The 23,956-nt window shown below is 48.8% G+C and carries 24 protein-coding genes, 1 tRNA gene and 1 pseudogene; 15 read left to right on the top strand and 11 right to left on the bottom strand.

Going from position 1 to position 23,956, the window contains the following annotated elements; translation table 11 throughout:
* Positions 1-142 precede the first annotated feature (142 nt).
* The 3 genes from tnpC to AAHB90_RS05765 all read left to right on the top strand — a co-directional run bounded on the left by tnpC (position 143) and on the right by AAHB90_RS05765 (position 3,123).
* Entirely contained in the window at positions 143-1,693 is a 1,551-nt protein-coding gene (gene tnpC / locus AAHB90_RS05775) for an IS66 family transposase (RefSeq protein ID WP_342083966.1), read from the top strand.
* Complete coding sequence (locus AAHB90_RS05770; protein ID WP_342083965.1) at positions 1,680-2,201, top strand: hypothetical protein; 522 nt, start codon at positions 1,680-1,682, stop codon at positions 2,199-2,201. The genes tnpC and AAHB90_RS05770 overlap by 14 nt, the downstream gene beginning before the upstream one ends.
* A 148-nt stretch (positions 2,202-2,349) precedes the next feature.
* Positions 2,350-3,123 carry an IS3 family transposase gene (locus AAHB90_RS05765; RefSeq protein WP_342083964.1) on the top strand — a complete coding sequence of 258 codons (774 nt, stop codon included), beginning with the start codon at positions 2,350-2,352 and terminating at the stop codon, positions 3,121-3,123.
* A gap of 12 nt (positions 3,124-3,135) precedes the next feature.
* On the opposite strand, the gene AAHB90_RS05760 is transcribed toward AAHB90_RS05765, so the two are convergent.
* The 7 genes and pseudogenes from AAHB90_RS05760 to AAHB90_RS05735 form a co-directional block, all read right to left on the bottom strand.
* Complete coding sequence (locus AAHB90_RS05760) at positions 3,136-3,432, bottom strand: phage integrase SAM-like domain-containing protein (RefSeq protein ID WP_342083963.1); 297 nt, start codon at positions 3,430-3,432, stop codon at positions 3,136-3,138.
* Positions 3,433-3,447: 15 nt separating this feature from the next.
* Positions 3,448-3,726 (bottom strand): annotated as a pseudogene (locus AAHB90_RS32740) (Arm DNA-binding domain-containing protein); the annotation flags it as partial.
* Positions 3,727-3,976: 250 nt separating this feature from the next.
* Positions 3,977-4,048, bottom strand: a tRNA-Arg gene (locus AAHB90_RS05755).
* 98 nt (positions 4,049-4,146) lie between these two features.
* The gene (locus AAHB90_RS05750) at positions 4,147-4,818 is read right to left on the bottom strand and encodes an NUDIX hydrolase (protein ID WP_342083962.1); all 672 of its coding nucleotides are present in this window, start codon (positions 4,816-4,818) and stop codon (positions 4,147-4,149) included.
* Between the two features lie 19 nt (positions 4,819-4,837).
* The gene (locus AAHB90_RS05745) at positions 4,838-5,518 is read right to left on the bottom strand and encodes a hypothetical protein (protein WP_342083961.1); all 681 of its coding nucleotides are present in this window, start codon (positions 5,516-5,518) and stop codon (positions 4,838-4,840) included.
* 132 nt (positions 5,519-5,650) lie between these two features.
* Positions 5,651-7,657, bottom strand: a complete 2,007-nt coding sequence (glgB, locus tag AAHB90_RS05740) for a 1,4-alpha-glucan branching protein GlgB (protein ID WP_342083960.1) — start codon at positions 7,655-7,657, stop codon at positions 5,651-5,653.
* Positions 7,658-7,798: 141 nt separating this feature from the next.
* Positions 7,799-9,007 (bottom strand): dipeptidase, encoded by a 1,209-nt coding sequence (locus AAHB90_RS05735; RefSeq protein WP_342083959.1) that lies wholly within the window; start codon positions 9,005-9,007, stop codon positions 7,799-7,801.
* Positions 9,008-9,222: 215 nt separating this feature from the next.
* Here AAHB90_RS05735 and AAHB90_RS05730 point away from each other — a divergent pair, with 215 nt between their 5' ends.
* From AAHB90_RS05730 to AAHB90_RS05700, 7 genes are all read left to right on the top strand, one after another.
* Complete coding sequence (locus tag AAHB90_RS05730; RefSeq protein ID WP_342083958.1) at positions 9,223-10,050, top strand: acetolactate decarboxylase; 828 nt, start codon at positions 9,223-9,225, stop codon at positions 10,048-10,050.
* Between the two features lie 78 nt (positions 10,051-10,128).
* The gene (locus tag AAHB90_RS05725; RefSeq protein WP_342083957.1) at positions 10,129-11,139 is read left to right on the top strand and encodes an alpha/beta hydrolase; all 1,011 of its coding nucleotides are present in this window, start codon (positions 10,129-10,131) and stop codon (positions 11,137-11,139) included.
* Between the two features lie 65 nt (positions 11,140-11,204).
* Entirely contained in the window at positions 11,205-11,882 is a 678-nt protein-coding gene (locus AAHB90_RS05720; RefSeq protein WP_342083956.1) for a response regulator transcription factor, read from the top strand.
* Entirely contained in the window at positions 11,879-13,132 is a 1,254-nt protein-coding gene (locus AAHB90_RS05715; protein WP_342083955.1) for a sensor histidine kinase, read from the top strand. The genes AAHB90_RS05720 and AAHB90_RS05715 overlap by 4 nt, the downstream gene beginning before the upstream one ends.
* A gap of 169 nt (positions 13,133-13,301) precedes the next feature.
* A complete protein-coding gene (locus AAHB90_RS05710) occupies positions 13,302-14,837 on the top strand; it encodes a Do family serine endopeptidase (protein ID WP_342083954.1) in 1,536 nt (511 codons plus the stop codon).
* 86 nt (positions 14,838-14,923) lie between these two features.
* The gene (locus tag AAHB90_RS05705) at positions 14,924-15,499 is read left to right on the top strand and encodes a DUF4136 domain-containing protein (protein ID WP_342083953.1); all 576 of its coding nucleotides are present in this window, start codon (positions 14,924-14,926) and stop codon (positions 15,497-15,499) included.
* 183 nt (positions 15,500-15,682) lie between these two features.
* Entirely contained in the window at positions 15,683-17,011 is a 1,329-nt protein-coding gene (locus tag AAHB90_RS05700; protein ID WP_342083952.1) for a hypothetical protein, read from the top strand.
* A gap of 323 nt (positions 17,012-17,334) precedes the next feature.
* Here the strand turns inward: AAHB90_RS05700 and AAHB90_RS05695 are convergent, their stop codons facing one another.
* Positions 17,335-17,625, bottom strand: coding sequence for a hypothetical protein (locus tag AAHB90_RS05695; protein ID WP_342083951.1), 291 nt, complete (start codon positions 17,623-17,625; stop codon positions 17,335-17,337).
* Between the two features lie 170 nt (positions 17,626-17,795).
* On the opposite strand from AAHB90_RS05695, the gene AAHB90_RS05690 reads away from it, so the two are divergent.
* A complete protein-coding gene (locus AAHB90_RS05690; RefSeq protein WP_342083950.1) occupies positions 17,796-18,437 on the top strand; it encodes an HAD family hydrolase in 642 nt (213 codons plus the stop codon).
* On the opposite strand, the gene AAHB90_RS05685 is transcribed toward AAHB90_RS05690, so the two are convergent.
* Positions 18,438-18,938, bottom strand: coding sequence for a DinB family protein (locus tag AAHB90_RS05685; protein ID WP_342083949.1), 501 nt, complete (start codon positions 18,936-18,938; stop codon positions 18,438-18,440).
* A gap of 174 nt (positions 18,939-19,112) precedes the next feature.
* Entirely contained in the window at positions 19,113-19,907 is a 795-nt protein-coding gene (locus AAHB90_RS05680; protein WP_342083948.1) for a class I SAM-dependent methyltransferase, read from the bottom strand.
* A gap of 200 nt (positions 19,908-20,107) precedes the next feature.
* Between AAHB90_RS05680 and AAHB90_RS05675 the strand changes: the two genes are divergently transcribed.
* From AAHB90_RS05675 to map, 4 genes are all read left to right on the top strand, one after another.
* Positions 20,108-20,923, top strand: a complete 816-nt coding sequence (locus AAHB90_RS05675) for an AraC family transcriptional regulator (RefSeq protein ID WP_342083947.1) — start codon at positions 20,108-20,110, stop codon at positions 20,921-20,923.
* A gap of 170 nt (positions 20,924-21,093) precedes the next feature.
* The gene (locus tag AAHB90_RS05670) at positions 21,094-21,477 is read left to right on the top strand and encodes a VOC family protein (protein ID WP_342083946.1); all 384 of its coding nucleotides are present in this window, start codon (positions 21,094-21,096) and stop codon (positions 21,475-21,477) included.
* Positions 21,478-21,626: 149 nt separating this feature from the next.
* A complete protein-coding gene (locus tag AAHB90_RS05665; protein WP_342083945.1) occupies positions 21,627-22,409 on the top strand; it encodes a DUF3050 domain-containing protein in 783 nt (260 codons plus the stop codon).
* A 15-nt stretch (positions 22,410-22,424) separates the two neighbouring features.
* Positions 22,425-23,189 (top strand): type I methionyl aminopeptidase, encoded by a 765-nt coding sequence (gene map / locus AAHB90_RS05660; protein ID WP_342083944.1) that lies wholly within the window; start codon positions 22,425-22,427, stop codon positions 23,187-23,189.
* Here map and AAHB90_RS05655 read toward each other — a convergent pair whose 3' ends face one another.
* Positions 23,190-23,879: a hypothetical protein gene (locus tag AAHB90_RS05655; RefSeq protein WP_342083943.1), complete on the bottom strand. Its 690-nt coding sequence runs from the start codon at positions 23,877-23,879 to the stop codon at positions 23,190-23,192.
* Positions 23,880-23,956: the final 77 nt, after the last annotated feature.

The following is a 23,956-nucleotide window of genomic DNA, read 5'->3' as shown; positions in this document are numbered from 1 at the left end:
CATATCGTCGTAATAGACAGAGCGAACTGGTGCTGATGATCGAAGGAATCCAGGTACTGAAAAGCAGTCGTAGAAAGCGTTTTATTTTACAGCAATAAGTGCTTTTGCTAGCTTGAAAGGCTGTTTTGTTGTACTTTTAAGTATGCAAACAGCCCTGCTGGAAACGCTGGATAAAGACCAACTGCTCGCTCTTTTAGAAGAACGGGGTCAGCAGATATATGGTTTAACCCAGCAGAACGCATACCTGGAATCTCAGGTAGAGATGTACAAACGGATGCAGTTCGGTCAAAAGCATGAACGCTTCGAAGGAGATCCGGCCCAGATTGCGCTTCCCTTTGAAGCTCCTAGCGAACAGGCTGCTGCACAAGAAGAAATTCTGCAGGAAAAAATCAGCTACATCCGTAAAAGGCCAAACCATAAGGGCCGTGCAGCACTGCCTTCTCATTTACCCGTCGAAGAGATCGAGATTTATCCTGCTGGTGATCTTTCTGAAATGGTATGTATCGGCAAGGAAGTTACTGAAGAGCTGGATTACGAACCAGCACGCTTTTTGATCAAAAGATATATACGCTATAAGTATGCACCTAAAAATGGTGAAGGGATCAGAATCGGTCAACTTCCGGAGCGGGTCATCGACAAAGGAATACCATCTGCGCGACTTCTTGCTAGCATTTTAACAGATAAATACCTAGATCATCTTCCGCTTTACCGGCAGAAGCAGCGCTTTGCCCGGGAAGATATCCAGATCGCATCTTCAACTCTTGAAGGATGGACCAAAGAAGCCCTGATCAAACTCGAACCGCTCTATGAGCAACTGGTCTTTGATATGAAATCAAAGGGCTATTGGCAGGTGGATGAAAGTCCCATTAAAGTACTGGAAAGTGACAAGAAAGGCGCTTGTCATCAGGGATACTATTGGGTATACCATAGCCCGTTAGATGGAGTGGTTCTCTTTGATTACCAACCGACAAGAGGCTCAGCAGGAGCGAAATCGATGTTGGAAAGCTTTAAGGGTTATCTACAGACGGACGGCTATGCAGTTTACGAAAAGCATGGAAAACGGAAAGATGTTATCCATCTTGCTTGCTGGGCGCATGCGCGAAGGGAATTTGAACGAGCCTTGGATAATGACAAAACCAGGGCACAAATAGCACTATCGATGATCCAGCAACTGTACGCTGTGGAGCGGAAAGCCCGCCAACTGATGCTGGATGCTGTTGAAATCAAAGAGCTGCGGCTAAAAGAATCCCTTCCAGTTATCAACGAGCTGGGCAAATGGATCTTCGAACAAATTAAAAGTACGCTCCCAAAAAGCCAGATCGGAAAGGCGATGCAGTACAGTTACGGCCGTTGGGATGCACTCAGTGCCTACTTATACGACGGAAATCTGTTGATCGATAATAATCAAATTGAAAATTCTATCCGCCCGTTGGCCCTGGGCCGGAAAAACTATTTATTCGCTGGCTCACACGAAGCAGCACAGCGGGCTGCTATGATCTACTCCTTCTTTGCTATCTGCAAAAAACACAACGTAAATCCCTACAATTGGCTAAAAAACACTCTACTAAACATCTCCACAATCAATCATAAAAACATCACTGACCTGTATCCGCAACGCTTTAACAAGATTCACCAATTAACAGTTAGTGGCAAAGCTAAAACAGACAACACAGCAGAAAATGACAGCAAATAAAACAGGCTTTTTTAACGACCTTTTAAGTCATATTTCAGAACCAATTTATCTGACCGACAAGACCGACGAAGTAAATGAAGAAATTAAATATAATCATTGGGTTTTGACGGCTCCATCGGACATTGTTGCTCAAACGACAACGGCTGACTTCTTAGAGTTTATACAAAAAGTAAAGGATAACTATAAAACTCAACTCGCCAATTGTCAGCTTGACATTGACCTGACTTTTTATTTGTGGTTTGAAGAACCTGGAGAACTATGTTTCAACTTCATAAACTCAAATCACGACAGACTTCCATTTGGCTGTAAACTAAAATACACAGACAGACCAGAAGAAATAGTTGACCAGTATTTGAAATCAAAATATCACGACCAAGTAATTCTGTGGGACGAGCTTAAAACGGTTAAAACACCCGAAGAAATAGTAGAAGCAGACAGACTTGAAAAAGAATTACACGACAATTTTGTACTGACAGTTTATCAAGAAAAAATCAAGAAACAACGATGACAGACAGACGCTCAGCCACTAACACGGGTTTTGCGTCAGGCGGGCTGACGTGTAAACTTGGAGCTTTGTGCTTCTAATAAACCTTGTAATAAATTGAACTTTGTGCTCCGAAACTCGCCCGAATGCAAATCCCGAAACCGATATGTAGTTGATAGGCCGGATACGTAGTAGCTACTACTTTAAGCCCAAAGGTTTGTCTCTGTTAAATCAGCGATTGATGAAGGCCATTGATCGCCAGTTCTTAGACCGTCCGTTTTATGGCGTAGAACGTATGTGTGATTACCTAATCGGATTGGGGTATTCCGTTGGTGTCAAGCGGGTTAGAAGACTTTATAGGCTTATGAATTTGAGGACTATTTATCCCAAACGTAATCTGAGCAAGGCTAACCCAACTGACTATAAATATCCTTACCTGTTGAAGGGGTTGAAAATAGAACGTCCCAATCAGGTTTGGCAAGCGGATATCTCGTATATCCCAATGTTCAGAGGATTTATGTACATGTTTGCCATCATTGACGTATACAGCCGTCGGATTGTGGGATGGAGCATTTCTAACACTATGAGCATGGAATGGTGCCGGGAAACGTTGTTGGAGACCATACGTACAGAGGGAAAGCCCGAAATATTTAATACAGACCAAGGTAGCCAATTCACAAGTCCAGGTTTTACTAATATCCTGTTGGAGAGAGGAATACAAATATCGATGGATGGAAAAGGAAGGGCCCTGGATAACGTCTTCATCGAAAGATTTTGGAGGTCGCTCAAACAAGAATACATATACCTAAATCCTCCCAATGGCGGAATGGATCTGTACCAAGGAGTAAAAGCATATGTGGAATTTTACAACCGACGACGTAAACACACCGGAACCGGGTACATTCCTAATGAATTGTTTTTCCAAATTAATGCGAAGGCGTCTTAATTAAACTTAATTTCATCCGTACGCTGTCCAGCGAAACGGGAGTATTTCAGCTGTATTATGCGAGATATGCCTTGTCGCTTTGAGATAAAACGCATAGTCCGAGATGAAGGAATAGGTAAGCTGGTCTATTTCGATGTCCTTCGATTTATATTTGTGGTATAGGAACTTGCTAACATTCCCCAGTGCAGCCTCGTATCTGTTACATGTGCTGAGGGCAAAATCACGACCGACCAACGCAAACATTTCATCATTATGTTTTCGAAATACATCCATGAGCGAAATGGCTTTGTCAGTTTTTCCAGAAAACATAGATTTTAGGCGTTCGGGAGTTACCGGAATGTTGTGGTCTACAAGATGGCGATGAATGTCATAGGCCCTGTTCTGTAATATGTCGAGGTACGAATTGAGTAATTTGACATTCTCCTTGTTACCAATCTTTCGACCAGCGCGAGAATTCCACCTATCCGGTTCACAGTCCCTTTGGGTGGAAAGTTCGACTCGCCTCCCCTCGACCGTAAATCGAAGGTAAATGTGCATTTTGCCACTTTTGTAGTTGCGTGGCTTTTTTAGGAAGAAAAGCAGTGAGAACGTTTTACTTAGCATAACCAACTGTTTAATGATTTAAATGTACGGCTTGCAAGCAGAAAAAATCAAGACGTTTAATTAGTGAACAAGTTCATAATCAAATCATTACAACCAATCTGGTGAGTCATCGTTACGCGTCTCAATGACTCACCGAATGACGCACCGGAATATTGAGAACATTTGAACATTTTAGTGCCATCAGGCAAAAAACAAATCCCTGCAAACCAATGATTTGCAGGGATTTAAACGATTTTAGTAAGTTACTCTGTGCTCCCGAAGGGATTCGAACCCCTATCGATGGTACCGGAAACCATTATTCTATCCATTGAACTACGGGAGCGTAGTGGGCTTTGGGCCTCTAATGGGGTGCAAATATAGCTCCTATTTTGAATTTTGAGCAATTCACCCAGGATTTGTTTTCAAATTTCCCGACGGAATTCATAACTTTTTCAGCAACTCCCAGTCACCCACGCTTTTTAGATATAGATAATCCAGTAGCACACCGTTTACATTCGTGATAAGCTTGTGGCCCTCTTCGAATGGCACGACGAAAGTCTTGATGTATTCATGGTCGGAGAGCAGGCCTTGCACGGTGTCGTGGTAGGATTGTATCGCCTCTGAGGTAAGTTCCAATTCGCAGTAGAACATGTACATCGCTTCGTCGCTGGTGCCCGTAGATGGGTAAAATGGCTCGCTGTTGACGCTGATCAGTTGCGATTTTTCGACGGCAATACCGGTTTCTTCGAAAACTTCCCGTGCGGCTACGGATGCAGCGTCGCTTTCGCTGTCGAGCATGCCTGCGGGATGTTCATAGGTCATGGAACCGTCGCAAATACGGCGTTGCTGCACCAGGAGGAGGTATTTCTCTCTTGTTGCAACGTCAATGAAGCAGACCAGCACACTTACGACTTCGCCCTTCAGAAAGCAGATCGGCGGGATCTTGTTACCCTCCGGCGTAGTGGCGTCGGTGTACAGGAGCGAGAATAGTACTTCGCCATGACCGTTGCGGCGGGTGTAAAGTTCATCGACACGATGAATGTCCAGGCCGTTCGCGATCAACCGGTTTTTCCAGAGATTATATTTATGTGAATCCGTCAGATTCTCTGCCATGAGCTAGTGTGTTGGTTATTTAGTTGTACAACGGGAAGGACAGCGCTACGTATGGGACGCCGTAAGTCGTCGAATAGCGGGTCTGGCCATTGATCAGTTTTTCCGGTGAGGCATAGGTTATGCGGCCGTGTACATAGGCGACTTTCAAGCCGATCCGGTCGGTGATCCAGAAGCGAATGTACGCCTCGGATTGCCCGTTCTGCTTGTCCATGAAAAGTGGTAATGCATTCAACGTAGCCGGGGCACTTTTAAGATAGGAGTTGTAATACGCACCGCCTTCCTGATAAAGTCCGCCGTTGGCATATAATGCATTGCGTTTCAGACCAAACGCGAGGCCGAAAAGGTCTGTATTGGCGCCAATGTCGAATTTCCACAGCCTCACATTTGCTCCCACCAGGAAACTCACGCCGTTCGCGGTGACTTTTCCGAATTTAAGCGTATCCGCGTTGAGGGCGCTGGTCTTGGGAAGCATATCGGTACGGCCTGCATAATAGCCCCAGCCCCGCACGCCCCACCCTACCCTGAACCAGGGAAAGTTACTGAGGCTCAGTTCCTGATGGTAAGTAACCGAAGGTACCCAAACCTTGTCCTGGTACCCCAAACCAAGGTCGATACCGGAAGTAACACGGGATATATCCTGAGAAAAAGCTTGTATTGAACCTAAAAAAACAAAAAGTACTATTAATCGAATGCGCTTCATCTGATTCGTGATGTTTTGATCGGCAAAGGTAAAAAAATAAGGCAGAGCCCCCAGCCTCTGCCTCAAGATCGTCTATGAATTAAGTAAACGGTAGACACTCATTAGTTGCTTCGCCGTTGCCTCCCTTTATAACTATTTCCGCTTTTCAGCTACTTTTTTGAGAACGACGGCACCCAACGGAGGCAGATCGAGGATCAGCGAGTTGCCTTTCCCGTGCCATTGGTGGTTTTCGGCGGTCACAGGCTCATAATTGATGATTCCGCTGCCCCCAAATTGCGTGGCATCCGAATTGAATATCTCCTGCCAGTTTCCCTCCGAGATTACCCCCACCCGGTAGCTTTTCCTGGGGACAGGCGTCAGGTTCAGGGCGATAATGACGTTGCGCGCCGGGTCGATGGATTTGCGGGCGTATACGAGCACGGAATTTTCGCGGTCTTGCGTGTCGATCCATTCAAAACCGTCGTGCGAGAAGGAATAGTCGAATAATGCCGGCTCCTCCTTGTACAGCTTGTTCAGCGCGATTACGCATTCACGGATGCCTTTGTGGGGCGCATATTCCAGCAGGTGCCAGTCGAGGCTTTGCTGGAAATTCCATTCCGAAGTCTGGCCAAATTCCCCGCCCATGAACATGAGCTTCGTGCCCGGGTGCGTGAACATGTACGTGAACATCAGCCGCAGGTTCGCGAATTTCTGCCATTCGTCGCCCGGCATTTTATTAATGAGCGATTTCTTCCCGTAAACGACCTCGTCATGCGAAAATGGCAGCATGAAGTTCTCGGAAAATGCATACACGAGACTGAAAGTAAGCTGGTCCTGGTGCCATTTACGGAATGCAGGGTCTTTCTCGAAATATTTCAGCGTATCGTTCATCCAGCCCATCATCCATTTCATGCCAAAGCCTAATCCGCCCACAAAAACAGGACGCGAAACGCCCGGGAATGCGGTCGACTCCTCGGCAATGGTCTGAACGTCCGGGAACTCGGTGTAAACGGCCACATTCATTTCCCGCAGCAACGAAATCGCTTCCAGGTTCTCCCGACCGCCGAATTCGTTCGGTATCCATTCGCCGTGTTTACGTGAGTAATCGAGGTAGAGCATGGACGCTACCGCATCCACACGCAAACCGTCGGTGTGATAGCGGTCGAGCCAGAAAATCGCGTTGCTGATCAGAAACGATCTGACTTCATTTCTTCCATAATTAAAAATATAACTCTTCCAGTCGGGGTGGTACCCCTTGCGCGGGTCTTCGTGCTCGTAAAGCGAGGTTCCGTCAAAGCGGAACAGGCCGTGCGCATCGCCTGGAAAGTGCGAAGGAACCCAGTCCATATACACCCCGATGCCCGCCTGGTGCAGCTGGTCGATCAGGTACATCAGTTCCTGCGGCGTACCCATACGCGAAGAGCACGAGAAATAGCCGGTGATCTGGTATCCCCACGACGGAGCATACGGGTGTTCCATAATCGGCATCAGCTCTACGTGCGTAAAACCCATTTCCTTCACATAAGGCACCAGGCTTTCGGCAATTTCCTTGTAGGTAAGATGTCTTTCAGGATCGGAGGGATCGCGCTGCCAGGAGCCCAAATGCACTTCGTACACCGAAGTCGGTGCATTCAGCTTATTTTTCTCCTTACGTATCTTCATCCACTCGGCATCATTCCATTCGTACCAGGTGTCCCAGACAACGGATGCCGTACGAGGCGCTACCTCGCACCAGAGTGCAAACGGGTCCGACTTTTCGAGGTGCTGCCCATTTTGGGAAATAATGTAGTATTTGTAAACTTCTCCTACCCCGACATTCGGAATCCAACCTTCCCAGATCCCGGAGCTGTCCCAGCGAGGCGCCAGCGAGTGGCTGCCGTGGTTCCAGCCGTTGAAATTCCCGGTCACCGACAAGTAGGTTGCATTGGGCGCCCATACGGCAAAATACGTCCCTACCACGCCATTAACCTCCATCACATGCGAACCCAGCTTCTCGTAAAGCTTGTAATGCTTGCCCTGACGGAACAAGTGTATGTCGAAATCTGTAAAACGGCTAATGGTTTCCACCGCATTCACCGATTGGGCTGCGACAGGCATGCCGGCATCCTCGGCAGGGTCGATGGTTGCGTTTGCTTTTTTCTTTCCGGTTGACTTAGCCATTTGTTACTCTTCAATTAAAATGTGTAATCTGTTCGAGGACGTAAGATTTACAATTTTATTAAACTATTTATTAAAATGTATATATTTTTTAGTCCTCCTGCACCGTCCCTGACTCGCCCGGGCGCATCGCCGGAAGGCAAATCAGATCTTGTCCGCGGCCTTTTCCACCTGATCCAGAACGCGCATGATGTTGCCGCCCCATATCTTTTCAATATCCTTTGCCGAATAGCCTCTTTTGACCAATTCCTCGGTAATTGCGCCGATCTGGCTTACATCCTGTAATCCGATGACCTCGCCTCCACCATCCATATCCATGCCAATACCGACGTGGTCGACGCTGGTGAGCTTAATCACGTGCTCGATATGGTTCACGGCGTCCTGCACCGTGGGCATATCCGATTTATATTTCTCACTGATAGCCTTCATTTCATCGCGCAATGCCTTACGGTCCGCTTCCGAAAGGTCGGTCTGGCGAATTTTCAGACGTAATGCTTTCAGGGACATTTCATGTGGCTCGGAGGGCTTTTTCACAAAACCGGGCACAAAGTTGATCTGGATCACACCCCCGTTTTTGGCAAGTGTTTTAATCATTTCGTCGGTCATATTCCGCGGTACATCGCACAATGCGCGGCACGACGAATGCGACGCGATCACGGGCGCCTTCGTCAGTTTAATCACATCAAAAAAAGTAGAATCCGAAACGTGCGATATGTCGACCATAATACCCAGTCGGTTCATTTCCTTCACCACTTCTTCCCCAAAAGCGCTCAATCCGTTGAATTCGGGGCCATCTCCGTCGGTCGAAGAATCGCAAATGTCGTTGTTCAGCGAATGCGACAGGGTAATGTAGCGCAGACCGAGGTCGTAGTAGAGTTTCAGGTTTGCCAGGTCCTTGCCCACCGGCCATCCGTTTTCCATGCCGATGAAAACAGCGCGTTTGCCTTCTTTTTGCAAACGGTAGGCATCTTTGGAGGTCGTGGCGAGCCCGGCCGTTTGCGGATTGGCTTTTACCGCTTCATGGATTTTGTCAAAAATCGCCAACGCCTTCTTTTTTGCTTCGGCAGTGGCAGCTTCGGTGCGCTTGCCCTGCCCGAGGTACACGGCAAAAAACATCCCGTCCATTCCGCCCCGGATCATCCGCGGAAAATCGATCTGCGAGCGTTCCTTTTCAAAGTCATGTTCCACGGCCACATCGAAGCCGGGTTTCATCATATTAATAGGAACATCAGCATGGGTGTCGATCGTCAATGCCGCAGCGTGGATCTTCCTGGCCTTCTCAGACATGACAGGCGGAGCGAGTTGCCCATGGGTGAGCGAAGGAACGAGTAACAGGAGTAAAAACCTTTTCATTTTCAGGATTAATTGGTGATTGGGAAAGGAATATTAACTGTTTTTAAATTGATCTTTTTTTCCGGGATTATCAACTGCGGCGCCGCTTTCCCTCTTATTCTCCTAAATATCCCCCGTCAGGTGCTATAATGCCTTTGGATAGAATGTCACCACCTGCATTGCAAAGCTTCGTCCATATGTCGTCATTTGTAACTATTCCCAAACCCTTTCCATACATGGTTCGTCTTTCCGCAATCAGCAAGAGCATATTCGTTCTCCTGCTATTAACCCTCCTGTCCGGCCTTTTCGCTGGCACTACCTTCGCACAATCGACCAGAAATCGCCGCGCAGCCGCTCCGGAAGAGGATTTCATGTACCAGTATTCGATTATCGACGCTCTTATGGCAGGTGTTTTCGACGGCGACCTGACCATCGGGCAACTCAAAAAGAAAGGCGATTTCGGTGTCGGAACATTCAACAGGGTCGATGGGGAGCTGTTGATCGATAAAGGACATGTTTACAAGATCGCATTCGACGGCTCCGTGAAAGAAGTCCCGGATTCCGACAGTACCTCCGCGGCATTCGTGAAATTCTTCAAAGCCGACACCATAATCTATTTGAATGGCCCCGGACTGACCTACGAAAAGGTACAGGAACAACTTAAACACATCCTGAACCCGAACGGCATTTACGCGCTAAGGATTTCCGCCGCATTCACGACCATGACCACCAGGGCAGAAAAACCGGCCAGCAAACCCTACACCACGTTGCCGGAGCATTTAAAATATAACCAGGTCGTTTTTGAATTAAAAAACACCAAAGGAATATGCAGCGGCTTCCTGCTGCCTCCATACCTGGCCCGTACCAATGTGCCGGGATTCCATTTGCATTATCTGGCCGACGATCACAAGTCCGGCGGACATATCTTCAACTTTACTGCCGATGCACTGACAATTGAAATAGACGTAGCCAAGGGCTTTACCATCGAAAACAATACCAATGCGGAGTTTGGAAAGGTAAACCTTCAACCCGACCGTGGGGCCGAACTTAAAAAGATCGAATAGCGGCCGCGGGATTGCCGCAGCGAACTTGCCGCGAGGTATCGCAGCATTTATATTTACGCCTGATTAGTACATATTTCCATGAAACACCGCCTCCTGTTCACGCTCCTCGTTACGCTTTCTGCCAGCGCTGCCCATGCGCAGGTGACCTACTTTGCGGATTTGATCGGCAAAGGATTCAAACAGGCGACCATCGTTCAGCCATCGGACTACGAAGGCAGCGTTACCTGCACGATCATTCGGAAAACAACGTCCGATAAAAGTGCCAAAGCGGTGCTTTACGTGCACGGTTTCAACGACTATTTTTTTCAGGAGGAAATGGCCGAGCGGTACATTAAGGAGGGGTTCAACTTTTATGCGGTCGATCTGCGAAAATACGGGCGGTCATGGCTCAGCCATCAGAAGTTTAACAATGTCCGCGACCTTTCCGAGTACTATGCCGATATCGACACTGCACTCGCGGTAATCAGGGGGGAAGGCAATGAAAAGGTACTTTTGAGCGGGCATTCGCTAGGTGGGCTTGTTATATCGTTGTATGCGAGCGAGCGGGCAGGCAAGGAGCAATTCGATGCGGTGCTGCTCAACAGCCCGATGTTTGCATTGAATATTAAGTCAGGACTTAAAAAAACGGCATTGCCGCTGCTTTTAAAAAGGGCCGAAAAACACCCGGAAACGAACTTTGACTTGGGCATTAACCCGCTTTACGGCGAGAGCTTACACATTACCGCGCATGGCGAATGGTCGTATAGCCTCGGTTTAAAGCCATTGATCGCGCCGCCGGTTAATCTCGGCTGGATAAGGGCCGTACATAACGCGCAGGAGCGGCTTACCCAGGGCATCAGCATCAACAAACCGGTGCTGGTACTGCATTCGGCCAAATCCATCGACGAAAAGAAATGGAGCGACATTTTCTTCACCGGCGATGCCGTATTGAACGTAGAAGAAGTGGCGCGGCAGGCCCAGAATATTGTGGGCCAATACAGCATTCAGGCCGTTCAGGGCGGCATGCATGACCTGATCCTTTCCAAACAACCCGTCCGCGAGGAGGTGTATTCCACCATTTTCAACTGGGCCAAACGGACAGTGAAGTAACCCCGCATTACCGGCTTCAGATTTCCTCCAAAATTTGTAGTTTCATTTGCACAAACGACAATGCTATGAAACTGCTGCTCATTGAAGACGAAAAAGCGCTGGCCACCAGCATACAAAACTATTTTCAGCGCGAAAACTTCATTTGCGAATGGGCGGCAGATTACCGGACGGCGGTCGAGAAAATTAATATTTACCGCTACGATTGCGTACTCGTTGACCTGATGCTACCCGATGGTGATGGCCTGGACGCCGTTAGAGAATTAAAACGGAGCTTCCCGGAAACGGGTATCATCATTATTTCTGCCAAAAATTCACTCGACGACCGCATTACCGGCCTCAATCTCGGCTCGGACGATTATCTTACCAAGCCATTCCACCTTTCGGAACTCAACGCGCGTGTGCAGGCGGTAATCCGCCGGCGAAGTTTCCAGGGTAGCCAGCAAATACGCTTCGGCAAAATCCAGGTTGATCCCCAGGAACATCTCGTGTTGGTCGATCAGCAGGAAATCGTCCTTACCCGCAAGGAATACGACCTGCTCGTGTACCTGATCGCCAACAAAAACCGCGTACTCACCAAGGAATCCATCGCCGAGCACCTTTGGGGCGACGATGCCGATTTAATGGACAATTTTGATTTTATCTACACACACATCAAAAACCTACGGAAAAAGCTCATGGACAAAGGCTGCCCCGATTACCTGAAATCCATTTACGGCGTAGGCTATAAATTCAGCGAGCAATGAAACTGCTGGAACGCATCCTCAAATACCAGATCATTACGTCGCTGTGCGTGCTCACATTGGGGGCGGTATTATTCTATTTTTCAGTGGATTACCTGATAGACAGAGAGGTCAACAAAGAGCTGATGCGCAGCAAGGTGAAAGTAAGCTGGCAACTGCGCCATATCGACGAACTACCGGTGTACATCCTGCAACTGGGCGACAGTCTGCAACTCGACCAGGTGCGCTATCCGGGCCAAATGGCGCTCGTGGAGCGAAAATTATTCAACGAGTTTGAAAACGAATACCAGCCCTACCGGCAGCTGATCTTCTACGAACGCGTGGAAGGCGTGTGGTACCGGATAACAATCAGCAAGTTACTGGCACAGCGACAGCAGTTACAGGAAGCAGTGGTGATGACTGTTACATTCATTGTGGCATTGCTGCTAATCTCGCTGCTCCTGTTGAACAGCTGGCTTTCACGCCGGCTTTGGCGGCCGTTTTACAAAACATTACGTGCATTGGACGCCTACCAGGTCGAAAAACACGAGGTCCTTACTTTTCCCAAACAGCATACCGTCGAGTTCGAGCAGTTAAACCAGTCGGTAACGCAATTCACGGACCGCCTTGCCGCCACTTACCAAAACCTGAAAGAGTTTACCGAGAATGCGTCGCATGAAATACAGACGCCCCTGGCGGTAATTTTGTCCAAAATAGAAGGGCTGTTTCAGGATGAGAGCTTAAAAGAATCACAACTCGTGGCACTTTCGGAAATCAGCGAGGCAGCCAACAGGCTGGCCAAACTGAACCAGGCATTATTATTGCTGACCAAAATAGAAAACCGGCAGTTTTTGGCGGGAACCGAGCCGATCAGCCTTGTACCGATTATCAACCGGAAGCTCCGCGATCTGGAAGATTTGATCGAGCAGCGGGGGATTACCGTCAAAACGGCCATCGAGCCGACCGGGCCGGTCATGCACCCTGCCCTGGCCGAAGTATTGGTCAATAATTTGCTAACGAATGCCATACGCTACAATGTAATTGGCGGAACGATTGACATTACACTGAATGCGGGCAGGCTGGTCGTACGCAATACCGGCACGCCTATCCACATCGACCCGGAACTAATGTTCGAGCGGTTCCGGAAAGAAGGCACACATTCTGCGTCGCTCGGATTGGGACTTGCGTTGGCCAAGACGATCTGCCAGGTAAACGGGCAGACGCTCACTTACGAAACCGACGGCCCGTGGCACATTCTCACGGTGACCTGGTAAGGATATTCAAGACTTTTCATGGCTATTAGTGAATAAAGGGAGGGTTTCTGATCCTCCTTTTTTTATGTATTTCAAAAAAAATGGCAACTACAAAATGTCTTCAGAATCCCCACAGAATTGCCACAGGATCGCTATTGAAATTTGAATACACTTAATCAATTTAAAAGCGATGACAACAACACGGAATTTCAGAAAAATTGCAACAGTAGCCCTCGCATCCGCACTTTTGGGCGGTACCTCCTATGCTACCTACGAACATTTTGGCAAGCCAGATACTATTTCAACATGGGTCAATAATGCGACGCCATTCGTAAAGGCCCGGCTGGATGCCCGGCTGGATGCCCGGCCGGGAGCCCACGCGGCAGATGCACCGGCGGCCATGATACCTGCCGACTTTTCATTTGCCTCCAAAAAAGCAACGGCAGCCGTGGTGCACATTAAATCGACGCTGAAACCCGAACGTACCGTGAGCCAGATGCAAATTCCCGAAGAGTTCAGGGATTTCTTCGGCGGCCGCAGCCCGTTCGGACAGCAGGCCCCGGAAGGTAAAATGGAGAAACCGCAAGCCACCGGCTCGGGCGTGATCATCAATCCCGACGGCTATATCGTAACCAACAACCACGTGATTCAGGGTGCCGAAACGCTGGAGGTGACCCTCGCCGACAAGCATACTTACAAAGCAAAAGTAATCGGCAGCGATCCGAACACTGACATCGCATTGATTAAAATCGATGCGAAAAACCTGCCGGCGTTATCGTTCGGCAATTCCGAAAATGTGCAGGTCGGGCAATGGGTGCTGGCGGTTGGCAATCCCTACAACCTGACATCCACCGTTACCGCGGGTATTGTAAGCGCCAAAGGACGCAACATCAACATCCTCGGCGAGAATGCAAAAGCGCCTATCGAATCATTCATTCAGACCGACGCGGCGGTGAACCCAGGTAACTCGGGCGGCGCATTGGTGGATTTGAATGGTAACCTGATCGGTATCAACACTGCCATTGCCAGCCAGACAGGCTCATTTGCCGGTTACTCGTTTGCGGTTCCTTCCAGCATTGCGCACAAAGTGGTCGAGGATATTTCCAAATTCGGTTCCGTGCAGCGCGGGTATCTGGGCGTGGGGATCAGCGAAGTGGATGCGGCGAAAGTCAAATCGTTTGACCTGAAAGTAGATGAGGGCGTTCGCGTCGAGAATTTTGCGGACGAAAGTGCTGCAAAAGAAGCCGGTATCAAAATCGGCGATGTGATCACCAAAATCGACGGTCACGACATTACCAGTGTACCGCAGTTGCAGGAAGCCATCGCCCAGCACAAACCTTCCGACAAGGTGACCGTGAATTTGAACCGCGACGGTGTTGAAAAAGTGATTTCCGTGACATTGAAGGGCATCTCCGAGCCTTCGCTCGCCGACCGCTCATCGTCGGCTGTGATGGAACAGCTGGGTATCGAGCTCAAAGACCTCACCAACCAGCAGAAAAAGGAATACGGAATCGGTTCAGGTGCACAGGTTACAGCGATCAATGCCGGCAAAATCCGTCAGAATACCGACATGGAAGAGGGATTTGTGATCACCAAAATTGATAAAACACCCGTCGCCAATGCCCGGGAAGCAGTCAAAATGCTGCAAGGCAAAAAAGGCGGGGTGATGATCGAAGGGCTTTATCCCGGCAACGACGAAACCCAGTATTTCGCGATTGGCTTGTAAGTAACCCCGGCTCTCCGAGGTGCGGCTTTCCGGGATGTACGCCCGGAGAGCCGGGCCCTGGAAAATCTTTTAAATGACTCATTAAGATGAAAAAGAACCTGATTTTGTTGGGAATGCTGACTGTGCTGGGCAGTGTAGTGCTCGCACAAAGTCCCCAACAGGCCGTAAATAATTCCGGCAAGGCATTGACCTACAACTGGATTGTCCCCGACATGAAAACCAACCAGAACCCGATGTACGCCAGCTCGCTTTCCCGTCAACGCATTCAAAGTGCCTTCGACAAGGCATTGGAAAGCAAGGGCCTTATGCGAAATACCCAACATCCTGACCTGCTCCTGCAATTTCACACGTACACCCAACGCGTGCGCAAGAACTACTACGGCGGAATGGGTTATCCGATGATGATGGGCTTCGGCCGTTTCGGATGGGGATATCCCTACTATGGCGGCTTCGGTGGTTATGGCTACGGAGGTTACCCCTATTCCAGCACCAGCACCGACGGTACGCTCATCCTCGACGTGGTGGATACGAAAACCGGTGATATTATCTGGCAAAAAGCGATTTCCGGTGATGTGAGCAATCCCAACCGGCTCGAAAAGCAGATCAACAAGGGTGTCAGGAAACTCATGAAGAGCTTTCCTTCGCAGCAGGGCTTAATCTGAAAGGCATTTCCCGCACGTATTTCCGGGCTCACTTTTCCGAGTTGGGGGTGATGTTGTGAACTTCGGAAATCATGCGGGAATATTTTTCCAAAACGCCCGAATCTTCAATTTTTCAACAGAATCGCAGGATACCTTGGTATCATCAAAAGTCAAGAAGCTATTCAATTTTAACAGTTTAATACCATGAAACCGCTTCATTTGTTTGCCACTATTCTGCTCTCCGCCGCCAGCCTCACCGGCTACGGCCAGGATGATCAAATGGTTAGTAACGCGCAACAAAATATTGTCACTGACCAAAGCCTGCTTAAAGCCATTGCACCGTACGACGACGGTGTCCGCAATGATATACTCGTAGCTACCCAATACCCTGATGTGCTGGCTAAACTGGCCGGGATCCGGGAAAAAAGCAGCGCGGGGTTTCAACAAATTATTCAGAATTACCCTCAAAAGAAACAAAGCTGGTTTTACGAAGTCAGCCGATACCCCGATCTGATGCACAAACTGGCGACGCTGCCACGTAAAACTTCACGCGAGGCGATTGACGGAATGCTGGCGAACGTTAACCCTACTCCCGAGTTGAAAGAAGCCGCCTGGAAGTTGTACAACAATCACCATACCGACCTGGTGAAAGTAGACAACCTCAATGAGGAGGCTGGCAACTCTTTTCAAAGCATGATCGCGCTGCTGAACCCCGATGCGCAGGAGGCTTTCAAAACATTGGAAGAAATGCCGGATGTATTGTCGCTCCTGAACGACCACTCCGATCTGGTAGCCCGGCTCGGCGAACGTTTCAAAGATAACCCGGCCGACGTACGCAACGATCTGGCCAACATTCACAACCAAATCGAGGCACAAAACAAAGAGGAACTGGCTGCGTATCAGGATGAGTTGAAACAAAATCCACAGGCGATGCAGGAGCTGAGCCAGGCTTCGCAACAATATGCCTCTCAGGGCGGTTACAGTTACCCCGCACCAACCGGCGATAAAGTCGTTAACTACGGCAGCCCTTATTCTTACTGGTTTGGTTATCCCTACTGGTACGGCTCGCCCATGTGGTATCCCGGCTTGTATGGCTATGGTTCCGGCTTCTATTTCGGCCTGGGCGGCTACCCGATGGTTTACGCAATGCCTTCACTGGGCTTTTCGAGATGGTTCTTTGGTGGCGCTTACCGGTATTATCCGCACCTGTACCGCCAGTATGACCACTATTACCACACCATCGCCCCACGGCATTACGGGTATTCACCCAGAACGGCCTTCATTGGCTCCGCTGCGAGACACTTTAGCCCTGCTGTCGGCAGCCGTTCCTACCTGTTCGACAGGGGTCAGGCATTCCGTTCCGCACCACGGTCGGTAAATGCACAAGGTTTCCGGTCGGTGCCACGCGGTGGTAGTTTTACAGCCCCTTCCCGGTCTTACGGATCTTTCGGAGGACGTACATTTAACGGTGGAGGCGGAGGTTTCAGCCGGGGTGGTTTTAGTGGGGGAGGTTTCCGTGGCGGTCGACGGTAGTATGGGTATGATAAAGCATAAAGCCGGTGCGAATCACTCTCGCACCGGCTTTTATTTTGGAGGAAAAGTCTTATAAATATCGCCACGAACGGCGATCGTTACCACGATTAGGTTGGGCACAACATATTCAATACCCATTCGATATTGACCGATGCGAATCCGGTAATAATTACAGCCAACCCTCTGCCCCCGGATTGGGGCATAATCAACACCGGCAGTTCCCAAAGTGTCGGCGCTTATTAATTTCCTGAGTATGACCTGCGTGGCGCTTTGGACATGAGACGGTAGCCGCACAAAGTTTCTGTAGAACGACTTCTTGAAGACTAGTTCCATCCCATGAGCTTGAAAAACTCTTCATGAGTGATGGTTTCCTCATTCTCGCGCTCTTCCATTTCGAGGGCCAGCAGATAATCCTGAACGTCATCGTTATCAATGATGTGCGCCAACTTTTTAATCTCCTCCAGTGTGAAGGTCTTGCGGTTCTTCTTTGCCGAGAAATTGACGGTCGTCAATCCTAATTTACCGGCCAGGTAATCGTTTCTATACCCTGACACCTCAATAAGTTCTCCAATGTTCATAACAATGCGCTCGTAGCGTTTTATAGTTTCGTTCATCATCGTCAAGGAACTTTGAGTATATATTAGAATACAAATATCAAAAGAAATATCTACAAATTTGTCACATATTCTATACAAATCATATCTCCTTATCAATCCTTTCCTGAGAGGAGGAAATCACAAATTAACCCCACATCTTTACGGCGGAACCATATATTTTACTCACTATGCAGATCAGCGATCTCAAAATCCTCTTTTTCGACATTGGCGGCGTCCTTTTGAGCAATGGATGGGGCCACGAATCCCGCATCCTGGCGGCGGAGAAATTCGGCCTCAATTACAAGGAAATGGACCAACTCCATAATTTCATTTTCAATGTATACGAAATCGGGAGTGTGAACCTCGATCAGTACCTCGACACGGTGATCTTCAATCACCCGCGCGATTTCGTCCGGGAAGATTTCAAAGAATTTATGTATTCGCAGTCCGTCGAGCTGCCGGGAATGCTGGCCTGGCTCAAAGAATGGAAAAAGGATTGTGGTTTCAGGATCATTTCCATTAATAATGAGGGAAAAGAACTGAACGATTACCGCATCCAGAAATTCAAACTACATACCTGCTTCGATGCATTCATTTCCTCCTGCGAAGTGAAAATGCGCAAGCCCGACCCGCGCATTTTCGAACTGGCTATGGGCATCGCACAGGCCACACCCAGCCAGTGCGTGTATTTCGACGACCGCATTATGTTTGCCAATATGGCCAAAACACTCGGGCTTCGTGCCTATCAGCACACAAGTTTCGAATCGACGAAAGAAATCCTCGAAGAGCTGAAAAAAGAACAGTTCGACCGCTTCGGACCGCCTCGCTGATCAGAATGTCCGGTCATCGGCCGAGGGCCCGTAAATGGATGGAACGGCAATTTCGTTCAGCCTCATGTATACGGTAAGCTGGCCGCGATGGTGTATCCAATGGTTGATCGTCGAGCCGACGCCCTCACGTTTGGGCTGTGTAAATAGTACCTGGCCCTGCCGTTTAAGATAGAAGGGAGCATCGAGGTCGTCGTCGGTAATGCCTGCCAGTGATTTTTTGGCGCCGTTAAAAACTTCCTCAAAATGGTCAAGCAATTCCTCGCTGGTGCTGAACTCGAAACGTTTGTAGGTGGCAAAGTCGACCTCCCCTTGCTCGACCATAAAAGTTATCCAAAGGGGAATTTCTGCTACCAAAAGAGTGAGATAGCCCATTTCCATGGAAGTAGGATGCGGTTTGTAACCGAATAATGTAACCGGAAAGCGTTCCAGGCATTTGCGGGTCGAAGTATACTCCGCTTCCAGTTCTTTGATGTAGGCATCAACTAAGGTTCTGTTGCTCATAGTATTGTTCGTTTTTTCACCACTCCCGTAAAAAAACAATGCCGTGGTATTCCGTCACGGGTATGCGCACCCGGACTGACGGAAAAAGGCTGAAAAAATGCAACATTTCCCCGGGACAGCCGATGACGTATATACGTTGATTTAACCAGAGGTTACTACGCTTATTTTGTTAAGTCAAAGCGTCAGCATGGCAATGCTGGTACCCCCGATGTGCCTAATGCCCCTGAACCGGGCGTCCTTTTCGTAAAGTTCATTCAGCGCCGTCCAGACGCCGGGCCAGTTGGTGTAGTCGTGCCAGATGATCAGGCCGCCTTTGCGCATGATTGTAAACACTTTTTCGCTGTCGTTCAGTACATATTCGTAGGCATGCGAGCCGTCGATAAATGCCAGGTCGACGGAATTGTTGTGTTGACTGAAATCAAACGAAGCGGAATCTCCGAACACCTGCCGGATCTTCGATGCTGCCGGATGGCCGATAAACCGTTCACCGGAAACCTCTTTTTCGACATAGCGCACTTCTCCTTCCTCAATTTCCATCTTTGTTGAAGCCAGTTCTTCGGCAGGAAGGTCGAGCGTAATAATCTCAGTATCGGTACCGCTGTTTAAGGCCATATTCAAAGTGGTTCGCCCCTGGAATGTGCCTATTTCAAAAATGCGCCGGGGATTCCATTTTTTAACGAGGTTACTAATGACTTTTAGTTCAAACTCCGTCGTGTGCCCAAACCCGCATTCATAAACGCCTTCGTACGCCGCATGGTCGCTGCCGAAAAGCTCGAAAACGTCGGTTTTAGGAATAATAAAAGGATCGACCGGCGTGCTGTCCTCAGGTTGCAGATGGCCATTGTAACAGTTGTACAATTTTAGCAGTTCATCCCTTGAACCGGAAGTCAGCATACCTGCCGTGAGGGTATACCCTACCCTTTTTACAACACCTGCATATAAACGGAGATTATCGAGTGTTTTGCTCATAAGATATATTAAATTGAACGGTTCGGGGCCAACCGCAAAAATTCGTACGCAACCCGGAAAAAGGTCACGCCTGTCTTTAATTGCAGTCAAACATGAAAAAATATTAATTTACAAATACGAATATATTTGACAACTTTCAAAACCTGTTATCAATAAGCGAGTTAACGTACAGCGGAAACTTTTCTAACGGACGAAGCCTGATGCACCAGATTCCAGATATCCGGAGGTTATACATGCCTGTTCAACCGACCGTAAAACGGTCGGCGGAGCGGGTAACCTATCAGGAATTTATGCCCGATGCAGCCTTGCAGGGCATAATTTACTGTTACTGGCGGCTGCGGACTTCGGTGTCGCTCGACGAGCCTTTTATATATCGGGTCGTTGCCGATGGCTGCATTGATATCTTTTTCGAATTAAATAATCCAGCCGAAAATTTCGTGATGGGCTTTTGTAAAAAATATACGGAGTTCCCGCTTGAAAACAGTTTTGATTATGTCGGTGTACGGTTTTTACCCACGATGTTTTCGCAACTCTTCAAAATCAATGCGGCGGAGCTGAGCAATCGTTTTGAAAATCTGGGAGTTGTGTTGCCCGCTACCGCAGGGTTCATAGCGTCGGCGTTCGAAACGGGACTTTCGGTTGCCGAAATAAAGCGCAGGTTCGATGAGTATTTCCTACATTTCGCAGTCCGCACCGAATTTGACCGCGACCCTCGTTTTTACGAGGCATTATCCCTTATCCTCCAAAACTCCGGCGTTTTGAATGTCGAAAAAGACCTGGACACCGGCCTTAGCCCGCGGCAGCTTAGAAGGCTCTTCGGGTATTATATCGGCGACTCAGCCAAAACGTTCAGCCAGGTGGTGCGTTTCCAGAATATCCTCCGCGCCAAACCATCACAGCAAAGCCTCCGCCAAAACAAGCTGTTTTACGATAACGGCTACTACGATCAGGCCCATTTCATCAAGGAATTCAAAAATCTTTATGGGGTGACGCCCGGAAAAGCGTTCGGAAGGTGATTTTGTCCGTTTTTTACAATCCTGCTTTCATGGTCTAACCGAATTTTGTACCATCAATACGACAAAAAACGAACAGCACTATGAAACAGCTCATCACATTATGCGCATTCGTGTGTTTCTGCACCAATGCACTTTCCCAAACCGGTCCATCAACTCAAACCAAACAAAAAATGAAACTTAACGCAGGCATTGTCACTTCCAAACTCGCCGAAACAAAAGCATTTTACACCCAAACGCTGGGTTTCGGCGTCACTTTCGAAAATGAATTTTACCTCCTGCTCCACACTCCCGGCGGTGCTTCCGAGATCAGCTTCCTGCTTCCCAACCACCCTTCGCAACAGCCATTGTTCCACAAAGCATTCCAGGGGCAAGGCATGTACCTGACTATCGAGGTCGAAGACGTCGATAAGCTCTATAAGGAATTGAAAAATAAAGGGATACAAATGAAGATTGATCTTCGGGACGAACCCTGGGGCGACCGGCATTTCGCCATTTCCGATCCGAACGGCATCGGCATCGACCTTGTCAGGTATTCACCGCAGGAGCAAAAATAACCGGTTAAAAGTCATACGGGTGCCCGTTGTTCGCCCGTATGATACTTTGAGGAAATCGTCGCAAACTACGCTCCCGGATTCCCCTTTATTTGCAAAAACGAGAACAAACCTTCCAAAACTACGGTTTAGAAAAGAGAAATATGCAAATAATGAACAATCACATCACGAGAATCCAGCAGAACATCGAGCCTTTGCGGCAACAGATCATCCAGCACAAAGTTTATTCGGTTATTAATGACATCGAAGACCTCAGAGTATTCATGAAATACCATGTTTACGCCGTCTGGGACTTTATGTCGCTGTTAAAATCGCTTCAAAATGGCCTCACCTGCACCTCCGTACCCTGGTTTCCGACCGGCGACGGCGAGACCCGGCATCTTATCAACGAAATCGTGGCTGGTGAGGAATCGGACGTCGATATGGAAGGGAATTTCAGAAGTCATTTCGAACTCTACCTCGATGCAATGGAACAATGCGGTGCCGATACCACGGAAATCGGCCGGTTTATTACCGTACTACGCGAAGCGGGCAATCTTGAAAGCGCATTCAATGCAGCGGGGACACCTGAGAAAGCACGTGAATTTGTCCGTTTTACATTCGAAACCATCGATACCCGCAAGGAGTTTCTGCAAGCCGCCATCTTTACTTTCGGACGTGAAGACCTCATTCCGGGCATGTTCATGTCGATCATCGAAGACATCCACCGCCATTTCCCCGACAGTATCTCCGTTTTTAAATACTACCTTGAACGACACATCGAAGTCGATGGCGACCACCATAGCCATCTGGCCCTGCAAATGACAGCCAAACTTTGCGGTAACAACGAATTGTTCTGGCAGGAAGCCGAAAAAGCGACCGTTGTCTCCCTCGAACGGCGTGTGGCGCTTTGGGATGGTGTCTACGAGGAAGTGGGGTTGAAAATTGTAAAATAATACGGATACTCAACAATGTCTATTTCGAAAGAATCTGAATTAACCGGCATGCAGGAAGCAAGTCGCGCAGTAGCCACTACTTTACGCGCGATGCGTGAACATGCGAAGCCGGGTATGACGGCCAGGGAACTCGACGACTTCGGAGGGGAAATGTTGAGTGGCCTAGGCGCAAAATCGGCACCGAAGCTAACCTATGGCTTCCCCGGCTGGACATGCATTAGCGTCAATAATGAAGTCGCGCATGGAATACCTTCGGAAACAAAGATTTTACAAGAAGGCGACCTGGTCAACATCGACGTTTCGGCAGAACTGAATGGCTTCTGGTCCGATAATGGCGGCTCTTTTGTGCTGGGCGAAGATATTCACGGACATAGCAAACTGGTGAATGCTTCCAAAAGGATTCTGAGCACAGCGCTCAGCCAGATCAAAGGCGGCGTGAGGATCGCCGATATCGGGCGGTTGATTGAAACCGAGGCTAAAAGATCGGGCTACAAGGTCATTAAGAACCTGGCAGGCCACGGCGTAGGCCGCAGCCTGCACGAGGAACCACATGAAATCGCCAATTATTACGATCGCTATAACACAGCCCGCTTCCGCAAAAACAGTGTGGTCGCTATCGAAACGTTCATTTCAACAGCTTCTACAAGCACTTCTACCGAACGCGACGGCTGGACGCTCGTGGGCTCGCGCGGCGGTTATGTGGCGCAGCACGAGCATACGATCATCGTCACAGAAGGCAAACCCGTGATCCTTACCGCTATGAACGGCATTTTCGATTAATTACGACCAGAATCCCTGCACCTGGATACCGAGCGGAGAATCTTCACGCCGTTTAAGTTCCTTCCGCAAACGGATACAGGTCGGGATATGCCCCGAAATATAGACGTTCGAATTGGCCAGTGCTCTGTCGCTGGTCCATTTGAGCATCGAGTACAACCCGCCGTCGCCATTTTTCCTCACCGGCTGGATATTCCAGTTGAAATACTCTTTAAACTCTTCCCGGTGGTTTTCGTGAGCTATGGTGATCGCGCCGCTGATCTTCCGTGTGCCGGCCAGTTGCTGCAAGGCCAGGTAATGCCCGATGCTGCTCATATCCCCGAAAACCACCATCTCTCCCGCATACGTGGGCCTGTGCATGGTTGCGCCCACGCCCACATACGTAATGCTGTCGCCCGCATGCAGGGAACGTATCCACTGCGCACCCGGACCGTCCTGTTCGGCATTGATGTACAGCGTGCAGGTGCGGATATCCTCGTCCCAGCCCGCAGGTGTATAATCGCGGTAAATACCCTCTCCTACCCGTACTTTAATATGCTGGACACGTTTCCAGCCACTCATATCCATATCCGGAAAGTGGGCATCCACTTCAAAGAAAGTAGCAGGTTCCCAGGCGCGGATCGCCAGGACGGTACCTGTTTTTCCAAAGGCATTTTCAAGCAGGTGTAGCGCTTTCTGTTTGATGATGTTCATTTTTAGTGCGATTGGTGTTGTTACTGGGCTGACGATCCAGCCGATTTTTTACTTTACAAAACAACACGGGCACCCGC

Source organism: Dyadobacter sp. OTU695 (genome assembly GCF_038440355.1).
Taxonomy (GTDB): Bacteria; Bacteroidota; Bacteroidia; order Cytophagales; family Spirosomataceae; genus Dyadobacter.
The sequence above is the reverse complement of the archived record's forward strand: the minus strand, read 5'-3'. Positions and strand labels throughout refer to the sequence as shown.

Bases quoted from the DNA above. Each gene is read 5' to 3' on its own strand.
- AAHB90_RS05710 (WP_342083954.1), top strand. From the start codon at position 13,302: ATGACAACAACACGGAATTTCAGAAAAATTGCAACAGTAGCCCTCGCA.
- AAHB90_RS05690 (WP_342083950.1), top strand. From the start codon at position 17,796: ATGCAGATCAGCGATCTCAAAATCCTCTTTTTCGACATTGGCGGCGTC.
- AAHB90_RS05700 (WP_342083952.1), top strand. From the start codon at position 15,683: ATGAAACCGCTTCATTTGTTTGCCACTATTCTGCTCTCCGCCGCCAGC.
- AAHB90_RS05760 (WP_342083963.1), bottom strand. From the start codon at position 3,432: ATGTTTTCTGGAAAAACTGACAAAGCCATTTCGCTCATGGATGTATTT.
- AAHB90_RS05730 (WP_342083958.1), top strand. From the start codon at position 9,223: ATGGTTCGTCTTTCCGCAATCAGCAAGAGCATATTCGTTCTCCTGCTA.
- map (WP_342083944.1), top strand. From the start codon at position 22,425: ATGTCTATTTCGAAAGAATCTGAATTAACCGGCATGCAGGAAGCAAGT.
- AAHB90_RS05715 (WP_342083955.1), top strand. From the start codon at position 11,879: ATGAAACTGCTGGAACGCATCCTCAAATACCAGATCATTACGTCGCTG.
- AAHB90_RS05685 (WP_342083949.1), bottom strand. From the start codon at position 18,938: ATGAGCAACAGAACCTTAGTTGATGCCTACATCAAAGAACTGGAAGCG.
- glgB (WP_342083960.1), bottom strand. From the start codon at position 7,657: ATGGCTAAGTCAACCGGAAAGAAAAAAGCAAACGCAACCATCGACCCT.
- AAHB90_RS05720 (WP_342083956.1), top strand. From the start codon at position 11,205: ATGAAACTGCTGCTCATTGAAGACGAAAAAGCGCTGGCCACCAGCATA.
- AAHB90_RS05670 (WP_342083946.1), top strand. From the start codon at position 21,094: ATGAAACTTAACGCAGGCATTGTCACTTCCAAACTCGCCGAAACAAAA.
- AAHB90_RS05680 (WP_342083948.1), bottom strand. From the start codon at position 19,907: ATGAGCAAAACACTCGATAATCTCCGTTTATATGCAGGTGTTGTAAAA.
- AAHB90_RS05675 (WP_342083947.1), top strand. From the start codon at position 20,108: ATGCACCAGATTCCAGATATCCGGAGGTTATACATGCCTGTTCAACCG.
- AAHB90_RS05655 (WP_342083943.1), bottom strand. From the start codon at position 23,879: ATGAACATCATCAAACAGAAAGCGCTACACCTGCTTGAAAATGCCTTT.
- AAHB90_RS05750 (WP_342083962.1), bottom strand. From the start codon at position 4,818: ATGGCAGAGAATCTGACGGATTCACATAAATATAATCTCTGGAAAAAC.
- AAHB90_RS05705 (WP_342083953.1), top strand. From the start codon at position 14,924: ATGAAAAAGAACCTGATTTTGTTGGGAATGCTGACTGTGCTGGGCAGT.
- AAHB90_RS05665 (WP_342083945.1), top strand. From the start codon at position 21,627: ATGAACAATCACATCACGAGAATCCAGCAGAACATCGAGCCTTTGCGG.
- AAHB90_RS05735 (WP_342083959.1), bottom strand. From the start codon at position 9,007: ATGAAAAGGTTTTTACTCCTGTTACTCGTTCCTTCGCTCACCCATGGG.
- tnpC (WP_342083966.1), top strand. From the start codon at position 143: ATGCAAACAGCCCTGCTGGAAACGCTGGATAAAGACCAACTGCTCGCT.
- AAHB90_RS05745 (WP_342083961.1), bottom strand. From the start codon at position 5,518: ATGAAGCGCATTCGATTAATAGTACTTTTTGTTTTTTTAGGTTCAATA.
- AAHB90_RS05695 (WP_342083951.1), bottom strand. From the start codon at position 17,625: ATGAACGAAACTATAAAACGCTACGAGCGCATTGTTATGAACATTGGA.
- AAHB90_RS05725 (WP_342083957.1), top strand. From the start codon at position 10,129: ATGAAACACCGCCTCCTGTTCACGCTCCTCGTTACGCTTTCTGCCAGC.
- AAHB90_RS05770 (WP_342083965.1), top strand. From the start codon at position 1,680: ATGACAGCAAATAAAACAGGCTTTTTTAACGACCTTTTAAGTCATATT.